Below are 14,405 nucleotides of genomic sequence, written 5' to 3' on the forward strand. Positions count from 1 at the left end.
GCGCAGCGAACCGCCCGCACGCGGCTTCAACGAGACGGATCTGCTCTCGGAGAGGCGGGGCATCGCTTCGCCGCGACAGGCGGTGTCCGGTGGGGCCGATTTTGTGCAGCGCCGGCGCCGAGCGGTCTTGCGGCCTTCGTCTCATGCTCGGCGCACTTTGCTTGAACGGAGCGCTCGCTTGCGAGCGCGCAGTGAGTTGTGCGCCGGTGCGAACCGCGGAACCATGAGGCCACGCCGGACACCGCCTGACGCGGTGTGAGGTACACGCGCAGTCTGACCTCCTACGCATGGCCCCGCACGCGGGCGGAGGGAGGAACGACTACCGCCCGGTGAACTTCGGCTTGCGCTTTTCCATGAACGCCTGCCGGCCTTCGACGTAGTCGGCACTGTTGAAGCAGCGGTCGACGACGTCCTGGCACAGCTTGGGGTCGCGCTGCGATTCGTCCTTCAGCGCCTGCTCTACCAGCGTCTTGATCGAGGCGACGGTGAGCGGTGCGTTGGCGGCGATCGAGGCCGCGTAGTCGCGCACGTACGACTCGAGCCAGTCGGCGGGCACGAGCCGGTTCACCAGCCCCATGGCCAGCGCCTCCTGGCCCGTGAACTGGCGCGCCGTGTAGAAGATCTCGCGGGCGAACGCCGGGCCGACGACGTCCACCAGCTTGCGCACGCCTTCCAGTTCGTAGCCCAGGCCAAGCTTGGCGGCCGGCACGGCGAAGCTGGAGCCCTCCGCCGCGATGCGCATGTCGCACGCCAGCGCGATCGACACGCCGCCGCCCACGCAATAGCCGCGGATCATCGCGATCGTCGGCTTGTTCACGTGCTTCAACGCCAGCGTGGCCTTCTGGCCGGTCTCGTTATACAGCCGGGTCGTCTCGGGCGACGAACGCTTCTCCTCGAACTCCGAGATATCGGCGCCCGAGACGAACGCCTTCCCGCCGGCGCCCTTGACCACGATCACGCGGATGTCCGGGTCGCCGGCATAGTCCTGCACGATCTCGAACAGGCCTTGCCACATCGACATCGACACGGCGTTGTGGCGCGCCGGGTTGTTGAAGGTGATCCAGCCGATCGCGCCGTCCTTCTCCGCGATCATCTTGTCCGTGAGCAACTTCATTCCTGCTCCGTCGTTGCCGGCGCCCCGGAACGCGCACTGTCGTAGACGACGCCGGCCGCGAACATCTCGCGCACGTCCCCGTCCGCATAGCCGATCTCGCGCAACACCTCCTCGGTGTGCTGGCCCAGCCACGGAGCGGGCTGCCGGATCTGGGTCAGCGCGCCGGTCGACTTGATCGGCAGGCCCAGGGTCTTCATCGGCCCGATCTTCGGATGGTCGATGTCGACCACCATGTGGCGCGCCTTGATGTGCGGGTCCTTCATGATCTGGTCGTAGCCGTAGACGGGCCCGCCGGGGACGCCCGCGGCATCCATCTTCTCCACCCAGTAGGCCGTCGGCTGCGTCGTCAGCACCTTCTCGAGTTCGACCTCCAGCGCGTCGGCATTCTTGACACGGATGTTGGGATCGTTGAAGCGCGGGTCTGCCAGCCATTCCGGCTTGTTGCAGACCTGCGTCGCGAAGGCTCGCCACAGCTTCTCGCTACCCGCCCCCACCGTGACGTAGCCGTCCTGCGACCGGTAGGCCTGGTACGGCGCGGAGCGGCGATGGCGCGTGCCGGTCGCCGTGGGCAGCTCGCCGCCGCCGAAGTACGCGCCGAACTCCCAGATGCTCCACGCCAGCCCCGCCTCGAGCAGCGACGTCTCCAGGTACTGGCCGCTGCCGTGGCGCAGGCGCCCGATGTACGCGCCGAGGATCCCGTACAGCGCCGTCACGCCGCTGGCGATGTCGTTCATGGCGATGCCGACCTTCGCCGGCCGCCCGCCCGGGTAGCCGGTCATCATCATGATGCCCGACATGCCTTGCGCGATGATGTCGAAGCCGCCCTTCCTGCCGTACGGGCCGGTCTGGCCGAAGCCCGACATCGACGCGTAGATCAGCCCCGGGTTGTGCTGCTTCATGCTGTCGTAGTCCAGTCCCAGCTTCTTCACGACGCCGGGACGGAAGTTCTCCATCATGATGTCGGCCTTCGCGGCCAGCTGCATGACGAGCGCCTTACCGCGCGGGTTCTTCATGTCGACGGCGATGCTGCGCTTGTTGCGGTTCAGCACTGCGAAGCAGTAGGACTCGCCGCCCACCTGCGGCTCGAACCGGCGCGACGTGTCGCCGTCGAAGCTCTCGACCTTGATGACCTCGGCGCCCATGTCGCCCAGCACCATGCTGCAGTAGGGACCGGCCATGACGTTGGTGAGGTCGAGGACCCTCACGCCTTCAAGAGGAAGTGGCATACGGATGGTGCTCAGCTGACGAGGGTGATCTGGGAGGTGTCGATTTCAGCATAGATGCGCTGGCCGACGTCGAAGACCTCGTTGGGCCGCGCCGTGACTCGGATCGGCTCGGCCGACTGCGGCACGGTGATGTGGTAGTCCCACGATTCGCCGAGGTAGGCGCGCCGCTGCACGCTGCCTTCCACGCAGCAGAACTGCGGCGAGGCCGCCGGCCGGTCGCGGCGCAGGTGGATGCTCTGCGGCCGGATCGAGACCTGCACTTCAGCGGGCAGGCTGGCGCCGGGCGCGAGCTCGCGCACGGGGATGCGAAAGCCCCCGAAATCGACATCGTCACCGCCGCTGCGCCCGGTGAGGAAATTGGTGCGGCCTATGAAGCCGGCGACGAACTTCGTCTTCGGCCGCCGATACAGCTCGAACGGCGCATCGATCTGCTCGATCCTGCCCTTGTTCATCACGGCGATGCGATCCGACGTGACCATGGCTTCGGCCTGATCGTGCGTCACGTAGACCATGGTCATCTTGAATTCGTCGTGCAGCCGCCGGATCTCGAAGCGCATCTCCTCGCGCAGGTTGGCGTCGAGGTTCGACAGCGGCTCGTCCAGCAACAGGATGGCCGGCTTGACCACCATGGAGCGCGCGAGTGCGACCCGCTGCTGCTGGCCGCCGCTCAACTCCGCGGGATAGCGGTCGCGCAACGGCCCGAGCTGCACGACGTCCAGCATCTGGCTGACACGGCGCTTCGCCTCGTCCGCCGAAATCCTGCGCAGCTTCAGGCCGTACGCGACGTTTTCCTCCACGGTCATGTTGGGCCAGATCGCGTAGCTCTGGAAGATCATCGACATCTGCCGCTTCTCCGGCGGCAGGCTCGATTGCGGCGACGAGATCACCTGGCCGTCCAGCTCGATCGTGCCTTCGGTCGGCGTCATGAAGCCGGCGATCATGCGCAGCGTCGTCGTCTTGCCGCAGCCGGACGAGCCGAGCAGCGATACGAGTTCCCCTTCGTGCAAGGTGAGATTCAGGTTGTCGACGGCGGTGTAGCTGCCGAACGACTTGGTGATGTTTCTGAGCACCAGCTTGCTCATGCGACTGTTCTCCTCAGCATGAAGTCCCGCCCCATGAGCCGGAAGCCGAGCAGGATCAGGGCGACGGTGATCACGACCAGCAGCAGCCCGATCGCCGCCAGCGATTCGAAGTTGCCTTCGTCGCTCTTGTCGAACAGCAGCACCGACAGCACCTGGGTGTTGATCGAATACAGGAAGATCGCGGTGCTCAGCTCGCGGGTGGCCGGGATGAACACCAGGATGAAGGCGCCGGCCAGGCTGCGTTTGAGCAGCGGCGCGACGACGTCGAAGATGGCGCGCCGGCGCGAGCCGCCGAGGATGCGCACCGCGTCCTCGAGTTCCGGGTTGATGCTGCGGATGGCCGAGCTCGCGTTGACGAAGGCGATCGGCAGGAAGCGCGTGGTGAAGGCCAGGATCAGGATCCAGGCCGTGCCGTACAGCAGCAGCGGCGGATTCGTGTAGGCGGCATAGAAGCCGATGGCCAGCACGATCCCGGGCACCACGAACGGCGCCATCGTGAGGAAACCCAGCACCGAGCCGACGTGCCGGTTCACCAGGTTGCGGTTCACGATGTACGCGATGCACAGCGCCAGCGCGATCGCGATCAGCGACGCCGCGCCGGCATACACAAAGGTGTGCCAGGTCGCCACCCGCGTGAGGTCATTGTCGAAGACCGTGCGGTAGATGTTGTCGAAGGTCAGGTTGTCGAGCGAGAAGCCCCGGCCCCAGGCCTTGGCGAACGCGGCCTGGCAGATCACCACCAACGGCATGAAGAACGACAGCGTGACCACGAACAGGCAGTAGGCCAGCACCAGCCACTTCCAGGGGCCGAGCGGCATCGGCCGGCGCTCGCCGCCCTTGCCGGTGAGCGCCACGTAGCCCTTGCGGCTGGTGATGCGGCGCTGCACCCAGAACAGCACGATCGTGATGATCAGCAGCGGCATCGCATACGCCGCGGCAACGCCGACCTTCGGCGGAAACTCGAAGAACTGCCACAGCTGCGTCGTGACGACATGGAAGCGCCCGGGCAGCGCCAGCAAGGCGGGCGAGCCGAACAGGGCAATCGCCTCCAGGAACACCAGGATGAACGCGCCGAGGATGGCCGGCATCACCAGCGGCATGGTGATCGTCAGCGTCGTACGCATGTTGCTCGCGCCGAGGATGTTCGCCGCGTCCTCCATCTCCGACGAGATGAGGTCCAGCGCCGACTTCGTGAGCACGAACACGTACGGGAAGCTGTAGCACGCCACGACCAGGATCAGCCCGGGCATCGAGTAGATGTTGAACGGGCCGCCATCGCTGCCGAACAACTCGACGAAAACCCGGTTCAACCAGCCGGCATTGGGGCCGGCCAGCAGGATCCAGCCCACCGCGCCGAGGTACGGCGGGATGATGAACGTGCCCAGGATCGAGATCCAGATCAGCGGCTTGAACGGCATGTCCGTGCGCGACAGCGCCCACGCCATGGGAAGGCCGAACAACAGGCACATCACGCCGGCGCCGAGTCCCAGCACCAGCGAGTTGCCGAGCGCCTCCAGGTGGCGCACCCGGCCGTACGCCGCCGCATAGTTGGCCAGGGTAAATGCGCCGGTCGCGTCCTGGAAGCTGACGACGAAGAGCCGCAGCAGCGGGTTGATCACCAGGAACGCCAGCACGACGATCGCCAGCATCCATACCCAGACTGACTTGTCCAGGTGTCTCCAGCGCTGGTCCAGGCCGGACAGCGCCCCTGCCTTGGGCAGGGCCCATTTCGCGTATGCCATGAAGGGTGGATCGCCCGTCAGACGCCGAACGTGTCGCGGAACTTCTCCTTCACCTCGGGGATGCCCTTGGTGATCTCCTCTTCGGTCGGCCGGGTCACCTTGATCTGCTCCAGCGGCTTGGCGCCCGGGGCGGGTGCGACACCTTTCACCACCGCCAGCGAATGAGCCTTGGTCTGGATCTCGCCGGCTTCCTTGCTCAGCAGGTACTCGACGTACAGCTTGCCGGCGTTGGGCGACGGTGCGTTCTTCGGGATGCCGCTGGGCGAGACCATCAGCAGCGCGCCGTCGGTCGGATAGACGACGGCCAGCGGGTTGCCCTTGTCCTTGCTCAGCAGCGTCGTCGCTTCCGGGCCCGCCGCGACCCAGCGTTCCTTGGAGTTGAGCATCGTCACGGTGTCATTGACCGAACGGCCGATCTGCGGCTGGTTCTTCTCCAGCTTGGTGAAGTAATCCCAGCCATAGAGTTTCTGCATCAGCACCACCCAGGTGCCCACGTAGCCGCTGAACGCGGGGTGGCCGATGGAGACCTTGCCTTTCCACCTGGCGTCCAGCAGGTCCGGCCAGTTCTTCGGGGCGTCCTTCTCGGCGACCAGGCTGCTGTTGTAGGTGATCAGCATCAGGGCCGCGGCGGTGACGTGGTAGAAGCCGTCCTTGTCGTTGTACGGCTTGAGGGAATCGACCATCTGCGCCAGGCTCTTGGGCTTGTACTCCATCAGCAGGCCCTTGCTCTTGAGCGCCGGATAGTGGCTCACGTCCGTGCTGCTGAAGACCGACGCGACCGGCGCGTTGGCCTGCACGTCCTGCTGGAACCGCTGGAACGCCACCTGCGCCGTCGTGCGCACGAAGTTGCACTTGAGGCCCGGGTACTTCTTCTCGAACCCGTTGCACAGGTTCTGCGCTTCCTCGGTGTTGTAGTGCGCCGTGTAGACGGTGACCGGCTTTTCCTTCTTGGCCGCCTCGTACAGCTCCTTTTCCCAGGGCGCCATCTGCGCCGCCGCCGGACCGGCAGCCAGGGCCACCGCGGCGGCCAGGCCGGCCAGGAACTTGTTTGCCACTCGACGATGCATGCTTGTCTCCTTGTTGATGACGACGCTTGTAGTACGCCGTCCCGACTGGCCCGGCGTCGCTGCAGCGCGGTGAAGCGGGTGCAGCGGGAGTCAGCCACTGTAGGAGGATCGCAGCGGAATCAAATAGGCAGTTTCCTCTAGGCCCGGGGCAACCGAAAGTAAACGCAGCGCGAGCGCTATCGGCCGCGAAAGACCGGCTTGCGCTTCTCGCCGAAGGCGCGTACGCCTTCGCGGTAGTCCTGGCTCGCGTTGCAGGCGTCCACCGCGGCGAGCGCGCGGGCCGAATCGCTCTCGGTGCCGAGGAAGGCGTTGACGGTGAGCTTCACGGCCTTGAGCGTCAGGGGCGCGTTCTCCGCGATCGCGCCGGCCAGGTGCCGCACGGCGTCGTCGAGATCGTCGGCGGCGACGGCCTGGCTCACGAATCCCATGCGCAAGGCGTCACCGGCGCCGAACACGCGGGCCGAGAAGAAGATGTCATAGGTGTTTTGCACGCCGATGAGCGAAACGAAACGGTTCACGCCTTCGGGCTTGTAGCCCAGGCCCAGCCGGCCGGCCGGCATGCGAAAGCGCGCGTCGAGCGAGCACAGCCGGATGTCGCAGGCGGCCGCGAGGCCCAGCCCGCCGCCCATGCAGATGCCGCGGATCTTGGCGATCACCGGCTTGCTGGCGCGCACCGGCGCCAGGTACGCGGCGTCGACGATGTCGCCGTAGCGCGCCTGCGCCTGCCGGTCGCCGCGCTCGCTCTCGAACTGCGAGATGTCCGCGCCCGAGACGAACGCCTGCTCGCCGTCGCCGGTCAGCACGATCGCGACGATCGCCGGATCGGCATCGAGCTCGGCGATGCGGGCCGGCAGGTCGCGCCACATGTCCATGGTCATCGCGTTGTGCTTCTCCAGGTTGGAGATGACGACGGTGCCGATGGCGCCGTCGCGTCGGATCAGGATTTCAGCCACTCATGCCTCCTTTGGATTCCGCATTGAACCAGATCGCCGTGCCGCCTGTGCGACTTGCGCCGCCGGCCCTGCGTCTTACCATGCGAGGGCGCGCCGCGCGCGCATGCCACTTTCGAGGAACCAGCCATGCAAGCCGCCGTTCTCCAGGAATTCGGTCCGTCGCTCAAGCTCCAGGACGTCGCCCGCCCGCAACCCGGCCCCGACGACGTCCTGGTCCAGGTCGAAGCCTGCGGAGTCTGCCACTCCGACCTGCACGTCGCCGAGGGCGACCAGCCGCCGCTGAAGGCAGTCACGAAGCCGCACCTGATCCCCGGCCACGAGGTCGTCGGCCGCGTGGTCGAGAAAGGCGCCAACGTGAGCCACCTGGCGCCCGGCGACCGCGTCGGTATCGCGTGGCTGCACGCCACCTGCGGCGAATGCGCTCCCTGCCGCGAAGGTCGCGAGAACCTGTGCCGCAAGGCCTTGATCACCGGCGTGATGGTCGATGGCGGCTACGCGGAATACATGGTCGCGCGGGCCTCGCATGCGCTGCGTGTGCCCGACAACCTCACACCCGAAGAGGCCGCCCCGCTCTTTTGCGCCGGACTGACCGTGTACCGGGCGCTGAAGAATGCCGACGTCGCGGCCGGGCAGAAGGTCGCGATCTTCGGCGTCGGCGGCCTGGGCCATCTGGCCGTCCAGATCGCCAAGGCCTGGGGTGCGGAAGTGATCGCGCTGGACCTGGAGCCGTCCAAGCTCGAACTGGCGCGTCGGTACGGCGCCGACCAGGTGCTGAACGCAGGCAGCGCCGACGACATCAAGGCCTTGCGCAAGCAGGGCGGCGTGCACGTCGCGGTGGTCACGTCCGCAGCGAAGGCCGCCTACGACACCGCCTTCAAGTGCCTGCGACCGGCCGGCATCCTGTCGGTGGTCGGCCTGCCGTCGGAGCCGCTCACCTTCCCGGCCCTGTCCCTGGTCGGCATCGAGGCGAAGGTGATCGGCTCGTCGGTCGGCACGCGCAACGACATGCGCGCGGTGCTGGAACTCGCCGCAGCGGGCAAATTGCGCTGCCTCACCGAAACCCAGCCGCTGTCCGAGGTCAACGCCGTGTTCGAGCGCATGCGGCGTGGGCAGATCAGCGGCCGGGTGGTGTTGAACTGCTGCGCCAGCCACGCATAGGCCGCGACACCGGCGCGGTCAGCTGCCGCTGCACCGCCATTCGTGGAAGGTCTCCGTGTCGACCTCACGGTTCGACTGCTCGCTGTAGCGGTCGCCGGCGACGGTGTTCTGGTTGATCAGCGCCTCCAGGCGCTGCATCAGGGCGGCTTGCAGTTTCACGCCGGCAGCGCCGAGGTTCTCTTGCAGGTGGTCGACGCGCGTGGTGCCGGGAATCGGGATGATGTGCGGCGCCTTGTGCAACAGCCACGCCAGTGCCAGTTGTGCCGGCGTGCATCCCGCCTCCCCAGCCAGGTCCCTGTACGCCGGCAGCAGCATGAGGTTTGCGGCGTAGTTCGCGGGGGCGAAGCGCGGCATGTGGCGCCGGATGTCCTTCGCGTCGAGCGCGGTCACGTCGTGCAGTGCATCGCAAAGAAAGCCGCGCGCGACCGGGCTGAACGCGACGAAGGTGGCGCCGAGTTCGCGGCAGGCGTCCAGCATCGCAATCTCCGGATTCCGGGTCCACAGCGAATACTCGTTCTGCACCGCGGCGATCGGGTGCACCGCATGGGCCCGGCGCAGCGTGGCGGCGGAGACCTCGGACAGGCCCAGCGCGCGCACCTTGCCGGCGCGCACCAGGTCCGCCATCGCACCGACGCTCTCCTCCACCGGAACCCTCTTGTCCCAGCGGTGCAGGTAATAGAGGTCGATCACGTCGGTCTGCAGGCGGCGCAGGCTGTCCTCGCAGTTGCGGCGGATCGATTCCGGCCGTCCGTCGATGACGCGCTTCATGCCCTCTTCCGTCTGCACGCCCGCCAGCCCGCCTTTGCTCGCCAGCGTGAACCGCCGGCGGTGCGGCTTGAGGACGCGGCCGACGAGTGTTTCGTTGGCCCCGAAGCCGTACAGCGCCGCCGTGTCGAAGAGCGTCACGCCGCCATCGAGCGCGGCGAGCAGCAGGCGCTCGCCCAGTTCGGCCGCCGGCGGCTGGCCATAGGCATGGCTCAGGCTCATGCACCCCAGCCCGATGGCACCGACCTGGAACGGCCCGACTTGTCGCTGCGGCATCGGCCTCAATCCTTCAACTGCTGTTCGAGCTGGTGCAACACCTCGTAGCAAGGCAGCACGTGCGCGACGCTGGCGTTGGGTTCGCGGCGCGCGCGGATCGCGGCGAAGAACTCGCGGTCCTGCAGCTCGATGCCGTTCATCGACACGTCGACTCCGGAGACGTCGATCTTTTCCTCCTTGCCGTTGTACAGGTCGTCGTATCGGGCGATGTAGGTCGCCGTGTCGCCGATGTAGCGGAAGAAGGTGCCGAGCGGGCCGTCGTTGTTGAACGACAGCGACAGCGTGCAGATCGCGCCGTTCGCCGCCTTGAGCTGGATGCTCATGTCCATGGCGATGCCCAGCGTCGGATGGATCGGTCCCTGGATGGCGTTGGCCTTCACGATTGGGCTGCCGCATTGGTACGCGAACAGGTCGACGGTGTGGGCAGCGTGATGCCACAGCAGGTGGTCGGTCCAGCTGCGCGGCTGGCCCAGCGCGTTCATGTTGGTGCGGCGGAAGAAGTAGGTCTGCACGTCCATCTGCTGGATGTGGAACTCGCCCGCGGCAATCTTCCGGTGCACGTACTGGTGGCTGGGATTGAAGCGGCGCGTGTGGCCGCACATCGCGACCAGCCCGGTCTGCTTCTGGATGGCGACGACGGCCTGCGCATCCGCGAGACTGTCGGCAAGCGGAATCTCCACCTGCACGTGCTTGCCCGCCCGCATGCACTGCATCGCCTGCAACGCGTGCATCTGGGTGGGCGTGCACAGGATGACGGCATCGACTTCCTTCAGCGCCAGGCTCTCGTCCAGGTCGGTCGTGACGTGGGAGATGCCGTACCTGTCGGCGACCTCCTTCGTCTTGCCGAATTCACGCCCCACCAGCGAGACCACCTCCACGCCGTCGATCAGCTTGATGCCGTCGAGGTGCTTGATGCCGAACGCGCCGGCACCCGCCAGCGCGACCTTGATCGTGTTGCTCATTGGTTCGATTCCTCGAGAATCAGGTGTCCAACGGCGGTGTTCGACGCAGGCACGTGATAAAAGCGGTGCCGCACCTTCGGCGGCGGCGCGCCAGCCAGGTCGCCCATCGCGCCGCGGGCGATCAACCACATCACCAGTTCGATGCCTTCGCTGCCGGCCTCGCGCACGTAGTCGATGTGCGGCATGGCCGCGAGACCCTCGGGGTCGGCGATCAGACGGTCGAGGAAGGCGTTGTCGAACTCCCGGTTGATCAGCCCGGCACGGGGTCCCTGCAACTGGTGGCTCATGCCGCCGGTGCCCCAGACCTGCACCTTCAGGTCGGCGTCGAAACTCTCGACCGCCTTGCGGATCGCCTTGCCGAGATTCAGGCAACGGCGCCCCGACGGCACCGGGTATTGCACGACGTTCACGGCGAACGGAATGACCGGACAAGGCCAGGCCGGCGGCTGGCCGCACATCAGCGACAGCGGCACCGTGAGCCCATGGTCGACGTCCATCCGGTTGACGATCGTGAGGTCGAAGTCCTGCTGGATCACGGACTGCGCGACGTGCGCCGCCAGTTCCGGGTGGCCGATCACCTCCGGCACCGGCCGCGGCCCCCAGCCCTCGTCCGCGGGCTTGAACTGGGCGGCGCAGCCGATGGCGAAGGTCGGGATCATCTCGAGGCTGAACGCCGTCGCGTGGTCGTTGTAGACCAGGAAGACGACGTCGGGCCGCTGCTCGCGGAGCCACTGTTTCGAGAACTCGTAGCCGGCAAAGACCTTCTGCCAGTACGGCTCGCCGGCCTTGCCGGTATCGAGGGCCGCGCCGATGGCGGGCACGTGCGAGGTGTAGACGCTGGCGGTGATGCGGGCCATCAGTTCTTCTCCGGCTTCTTCTCGCCGATCCGGCGGTTGCCCTCGATCGGGCGGCCGCCGGCAATCATCATGTCGCGGTACGCCTCCTCGCTCATGCCGGTCATGCTGCCGGCCATCTGCTGGAAGCTCTTGCCGTCGGTGGCGCCGATCTTGGCCAGGAAGTAGATGTTGCCGCCGAGCTGGATGCAGCGGTTCAGGTCGCGCGCCAGCACCGCCTGCTTCTGCTCCTCGGTCATCGGCCACTCGTCGAGGTAGGCGCGCTCGTTCGCCTTGAAGCGGACGCGGTTCTCCGCCTTCATCAGCGACATGCAGAACTGGTTGAGGTGGTAGCCCTTGCGCGACTGGTCGGCGTCGAAGATCGTCGTCCCCGGCACGTCGAGATAGGGTTTGTCCAGCGGCATGTCGATCACCTCGCCTCTTCCGGCCAGTACAGGCGCATCGGATTGTCCACCAGCAGCTTTCTCTGCAGTTCCGGCGAGACCGCGATGTGCGGAATGAAGTCCACCAGCAGGCCGTCGTCCGGCATGTGGTTCTTCAGGTTGGGATGCGGCCAGTCGGTGCCCCACAGCACGCGGTCGGGAAACGTCTCGACGATGCGGCGCGCGAACGGCACGACGTCGCGGTACGCGTTGCGTTCACCATGGAGCGCCGGCGGTCCGCTCACACTGAGGCGCTCCGGGCAGCTGACCTTGCTCCAGACGTTCGGATGGTCGCGCATGAACTTGACGAACAGCTCGAATTCCTCGCCGTCCACCGGCTTCGTCACGTCCGGCCGCCCCATGTGGTCGACCACCACCGTGGTGGGCAGCGCCGTGAAGAAGTCCCACAGCTCGGGCAGGTCGACGGCCTCGAAGTAGATCACCACGTGCCAGCCGAGCGGCGCGATCCGGCCGGCGATCTCCATCAGTTCGTCCTTGGGCGTGAAGTCGACCAGCCGCCTGACGAAATTGAAGCGGACGCCGCGCACGCCGGCTTCGTGCATGTCCCGCAGTTCCCGGTCGGTGATGCCGCGCCTCACGGTGACGACGCCGCGCGCCATGCCCCCGGAGTGTTGCAGGGCGTCCAGCAAGGCGCTGTTGTCGGCGCCGTGGCAGGTCGCCTGCACGACGACGTTGCGCGCGAAACCGAGGTGGTCGCGCAGCGCGAACAGCTGCTCGCGGCTGGCATCGCAGGGCGTGTACTTGCGCTCGGGCGCGAACGGGAACCGGTCGCCCGGACCGAACACGTGGCAGTGCGCGTCGACGCTGCCGGGCGGCACCTGGAACCGGGGCTTGCTCGGCCCCGGGTACCAGTCCAGCCAGCCCGGGGTCTTTTCGAACTTCGTGCCCATGGCAGGATCTCAGGCGGCGGAACCGCCGACCAGGCCGATGCGGGCCTTGAGATACGCATCCAGGCGCGGAAAGACGCGGCGCGCATTCAGCTCATAGATCTGCTCGCGGTCTTCCTCGGACAGCACCTTGCACGCCTCGATGTAGCGCTTCGTGTCGTCGTAATAGTGGCCGGTTTCCGGGTCGATGCCGCGCACCGCGCCGATCATCTCGGAGGCGAACAGCACGTTCTTCACCGGGATCACCGTGTTCAGCAGGTCGATGCCCGGCTGGTGATACACGCAGGTGTCGAAGAAGACGTTGTTCAGGAGGTGCTCGGTCAGCAGCGGCTTCTTTAGCTCCTGCGCCAGGCCGCGGAAACGCCCCCAGTGGTAGGGCACCGCACCGCCGCCGTGCGGAATCAGGAAGCGCAGCGTCGGAAAGTCCTTGAACAGGTCCGAGGTCAGGCACTGCATGAACGCCGTCGTGTCGGCGTTGAGGTAGTGCGCGCCGGTCGTGTGGAAGGCCGGGTTGCAACTGGTGCTGACGTGGATCATCGCCGGGATGTCGTACTCCACCATCTTCTCGTAGATCGGGTACCAGTGCCGGTCGGACAGCGGCGGCGAGGTCCAGTGCCCGCCCGATGGATCCGGGTTCAGGTTGATGCCGACACAGCCGTACTCACGGACGCATTTCTCCAGCTCCGGGATGCAGGTGGTCGGATCGACGCCGGGCGACTGCGGCAGCATCGCGACCGGCACGAAGTGGTCCGGGAACAGCCGGCTCACGCGGAAGCACAGCTCGTTGCAGATCGCCGCCCAGGTCGAGGAGACGTTGAAGTCGCCGATGTGATGCGCCATGAAGCTGGCGCGGGGCGAGAACAAGGTGACGTCGCTGCCTCGCTGGCGCATCAGCTTCAGCTGGTTGGTCTCGATCGACTCGCGCAGTTCGTCGTCGGAGATCTTCAGGTCGGCCGCGCGCGGCATGACGGCCGCGTCCTTGATGCCGGCGATCTGCTTGTTGCGCCAGTCCTCCAGCGCCTTGGGCGCCGTCGTGTAGTGGCCGTGGCAATCGATGATCAGCATGCGTTTCCTTTCAGGCGGGCTCCATGCCCTGGCGGCGCTTGGCGCTGTCCGCGTCGGGGCAAGCCATGAAGGCCAGCAGGCGGCGCGCCGCCTCGGCCCGGGACGAACCGGCGCACACCGCGCCGGAGAAAGTGGTGACGATCGCCACCGGGGGCGGCAACACGCCAGCCACGGCGATGCCTTCGAGGTGGATCAGTTCGCTCAGTTGCTGGAAGCCGAGGGCCGCCTCGCCGTTCGCCACCAGCGCCCCCACCGGAACGCCGGGCGGCGCCTGCACCAGCCGCGGCTGCAGTTCGGCGGCCAGTCCCCAGCGCTCGAACAGGCGCAGCAGCGCCGTGCCGCTCGGGCCGGTCGAATAGCCGATCGTCGCCGCGGCCTGCACTGCGCGGCGCAGTGCGTCCTCCGATCCGAGGTCGGGCACCGGGTCGCCGGCCCGCACCGCGACAGCGACGGGCGAGTGCACCAGGTCGACCTTGCTGCCGGCCAGTACGGCGCCCGCGGCGGCAAGCCGGTTGATGGCATCGGAGGCCAGCACCGCGACGTCGAAGTCCTCGCCGGCCTGCAGGCGGCGGGCGGCGTCGACGCCGCCCACGGATTCGACGTGCACGGCCTCGCCGGTCCGAGCTCGCCACGCGGCGGCGAGCTCGGCGAGCAGCTCGCGGGTCGCCATGGACGAGATGGCGCCGATGGCTTCACTCATGACGGGCTCGTTCGCGGACGGCGCGGCGTACGTCGGCTGGCTGGCTTGCGCATGCCGCGGATTGTGGCCCGCGCGGCGGCCTCGCAGAAGCGGCACGCGCCACTAGCAGCT

14 protein-coding genes are annotated in these 14,405 nt (G+C 67.1%); 1 reads left to right on the forward strand and 13 read right to left on the reverse strand.

Annotated features, from left to right (window positions below; translation table 11 throughout):
• Positions 1–319: 319 nt before the first annotated feature.
• The 6 genes from RAMLITH_RS04910 to RAMLITH_RS04935 form a co-directional block, all read right to left on the reverse strand.
• Entirely contained in the window at positions 320–1,114 is a 795-nt protein-coding gene (locus RAMLITH_RS04910; protein ID WP_168106164.1) for an enoyl-CoA hydratase, read from the reverse strand.
• Positions 1,111–2,340: a CaiB/BaiF CoA transferase family protein gene (locus tag RAMLITH_RS04915; RefSeq protein WP_168106165.1), complete on the reverse strand. Its 1,230-nt coding sequence runs from the start codon at positions 2,338–2,340 to the stop codon at positions 1,111–1,113. The genes RAMLITH_RS04910 and RAMLITH_RS04915 overlap by 4 nt, the downstream gene beginning before the upstream one ends.
• An 11-nt stretch (positions 2,341–2,351) precedes the next feature.
• Entirely contained in the window at positions 2,352–3,422 is a 1,071-nt protein-coding gene (locus tag RAMLITH_RS04920; protein ID WP_168106166.1) for an ABC transporter ATP-binding protein, read from the reverse strand.
• Entirely contained in the window at positions 3,419–5,164 is a 1,746-nt protein-coding gene (locus tag RAMLITH_RS04925; RefSeq protein ID WP_168106167.1) for an ABC transporter permease, read from the reverse strand. Before RAMLITH_RS04925 ends, RAMLITH_RS04920 begins: the two co-directional genes overlap by 4 nt.
• Before the next feature lie 17 nt (positions 5,165–5,181).
• Positions 5,182–6,231, reverse strand: coding sequence for an ABC transporter substrate-binding protein (locus RAMLITH_RS04930; RefSeq protein WP_168106168.1), 1,050 nt, complete (start codon positions 6,229–6,231; stop codon positions 5,182–5,184).
• Positions 6,232–6,407: 176 nt separating this feature from the next.
• Positions 6,408–7,184: an enoyl-CoA hydratase gene (locus RAMLITH_RS04935; protein ID WP_168106169.1), complete on the reverse strand. Its 777-nt coding sequence runs from the start codon at positions 7,182–7,184 to the stop codon at positions 6,408–6,410.
• Between the two features lie 126 nt (positions 7,185–7,310).
• Here RAMLITH_RS04935 and RAMLITH_RS04940 point away from each other — a divergent pair, with 126 nt between their 5' ends.
• Entirely contained in the window at positions 7,311–8,342 is a 1,032-nt protein-coding gene (locus tag RAMLITH_RS04940; RefSeq protein ID WP_168106170.1) for an alcohol dehydrogenase catalytic domain-containing protein, read from the forward strand.
• A gap of 18 nt (positions 8,343–8,360) precedes the next feature.
• Here the strand turns inward: RAMLITH_RS04940 and RAMLITH_RS04945 are convergent, their stop codons facing one another.
• From RAMLITH_RS04945 to RAMLITH_RS04975, 7 genes are read right to left on the reverse strand one after another with little or no spacing between them, the layout of a single operon-like run.
• Positions 8,361–9,383: an aldo/keto reductase gene (locus tag RAMLITH_RS04945; RefSeq protein ID WP_168106171.1), complete on the reverse strand. Its 1,023-nt coding sequence runs from the start codon at positions 9,381–9,383 to the stop codon at positions 8,361–8,363.
• A gap of 5 nt (positions 9,384–9,388) precedes the next feature.
• Positions 9,389–10,345: a Gfo/Idh/MocA family oxidoreductase gene (locus tag RAMLITH_RS04950; protein ID WP_168106172.1), complete on the reverse strand. Its 957-nt coding sequence runs from the start codon at positions 10,343–10,345 to the stop codon at positions 9,389–9,391.
• Complete coding sequence (locus RAMLITH_RS04955; protein ID WP_168106173.1) at positions 10,342–11,202, reverse strand: class III extradiol dioxygenase subunit beta; 861 nt, start codon at positions 11,200–11,202, stop codon at positions 10,342–10,344. The genes RAMLITH_RS04950 and RAMLITH_RS04955 overlap by 4 nt, the downstream gene beginning before the upstream one ends.
• Complete coding sequence (gene ligA / locus RAMLITH_RS04960; RefSeq protein WP_168106174.1) at positions 11,202–11,603, reverse strand: protocatechuate 4,5-dioxygenase subunit alpha; 402 nt, start codon at positions 11,601–11,603, stop codon at positions 11,202–11,204. Before ligA ends, RAMLITH_RS04955 begins: the two co-directional genes overlap by 1 nt.
• Positions 11,604–11,608: 5 nt before the next feature.
• The gene (locus RAMLITH_RS04965) at positions 11,609–12,532 is read right to left on the reverse strand and encodes an amidohydrolase family protein (protein WP_168106175.1); all 924 of its coding nucleotides are present in this window, start codon (positions 12,530–12,532) and stop codon (positions 11,609–11,611) included.
• 9 nt (positions 12,533–12,541) lie between these two features.
• Entirely contained in the window at positions 12,542–13,591 is a 1,050-nt protein-coding gene (locus tag RAMLITH_RS04970; protein ID WP_168106470.1) for an amidohydrolase family protein, read from the reverse strand.
• A 13-nt stretch (positions 13,592–13,604) separates the two neighbouring features.
• Positions 13,605–14,294, reverse strand: a complete 690-nt coding sequence (locus RAMLITH_RS04975) for a substrate-binding domain-containing protein (RefSeq protein ID WP_168106176.1) — start codon at positions 14,292–14,294, stop codon at positions 13,605–13,607.
• Positions 14,295–14,405: the final 111 nt, after the last annotated feature.

The organism is Ramlibacter lithotrophicus (assembly GCF_012184415.1).
GTDB classification, from domain to species: Bacteria; Pseudomonadota; Gammaproteobacteria; order Burkholderiales; family Burkholderiaceae_C; genus Ramlibacter; species Ramlibacter lithotrophicus.

What these genes read in the sequence shown, in the direction of transcription:
- RAMLITH_RS04910 (WP_168106164.1), bottom strand. Translation starts at nt 1,114, where the DNA reads ATGAAGTTGCTCACGGACAAGATGATCGCGGAGAAGGACGGCGCGATC.
- RAMLITH_RS04975 (WP_168106176.1), bottom strand. Translation starts at nt 14,294, where the DNA reads ATGAGTGAAGCCATCGGCGCCATCTCGTCCATGGCGACCCGCGAGCTG.
- RAMLITH_RS04940 (WP_168106170.1), top strand. Translation starts at nt 7,311, where the DNA reads ATGCAAGCCGCCGTTCTCCAGGAATTCGGTCCGTCGCTCAAGCTCCAG.
- RAMLITH_RS04965 (WP_168106175.1), bottom strand. Translation starts at nt 12,532, where the DNA reads ATGGGCACGAAGTTCGAAAAGACCCCGGGCTGGCTGGACTGGTACCCG.
- RAMLITH_RS04930 (WP_168106168.1), bottom strand. Translation starts at nt 6,231, where the DNA reads ATGCATCGTCGAGTGGCAAACAAGTTCCTGGCCGGCCTGGCCGCCGCG.
- ligA (WP_168106174.1), bottom strand. Translation starts at nt 11,603, where the DNA reads ATGCCGCTGGACAAACCCTATCTCGACGTGCCGGGGACGACGATCTTC.
- RAMLITH_RS04955 (WP_168106173.1), bottom strand. Translation starts at nt 11,202, where the DNA reads ATGGCCCGCATCACCGCCAGCGTCTACACCTCGCACGTGCCCGCCATC.
- RAMLITH_RS04945 (WP_168106171.1), bottom strand. Translation starts at nt 9,383, where the DNA reads ATGCCGCAGCGACAAGTCGGGCCGTTCCAGGTCGGTGCCATCGGGCTG.
- RAMLITH_RS04915 (WP_168106165.1), bottom strand. Translation starts at nt 2,340, where the DNA reads ATGCCACTTCCTCTTGAAGGCGTGAGGGTCCTCGACCTCACCAACGTC.
- RAMLITH_RS04925 (WP_168106167.1), bottom strand. Translation starts at nt 5,164, where the DNA reads ATGGCATACGCGAAATGGGCCCTGCCCAAGGCAGGGGCGCTGTCCGGC.
- RAMLITH_RS04950 (WP_168106172.1), bottom strand. Translation starts at nt 10,345, where the DNA reads ATGAGCAACACGATCAAGGTCGCGCTGGCGGGTGCCGGCGCGTTCGGC.
- RAMLITH_RS04920 (WP_168106166.1), bottom strand. Translation starts at nt 3,422, where the DNA reads ATGAGCAAGCTGGTGCTCAGAAACATCACCAAGTCGTTCGGCAGCTAC.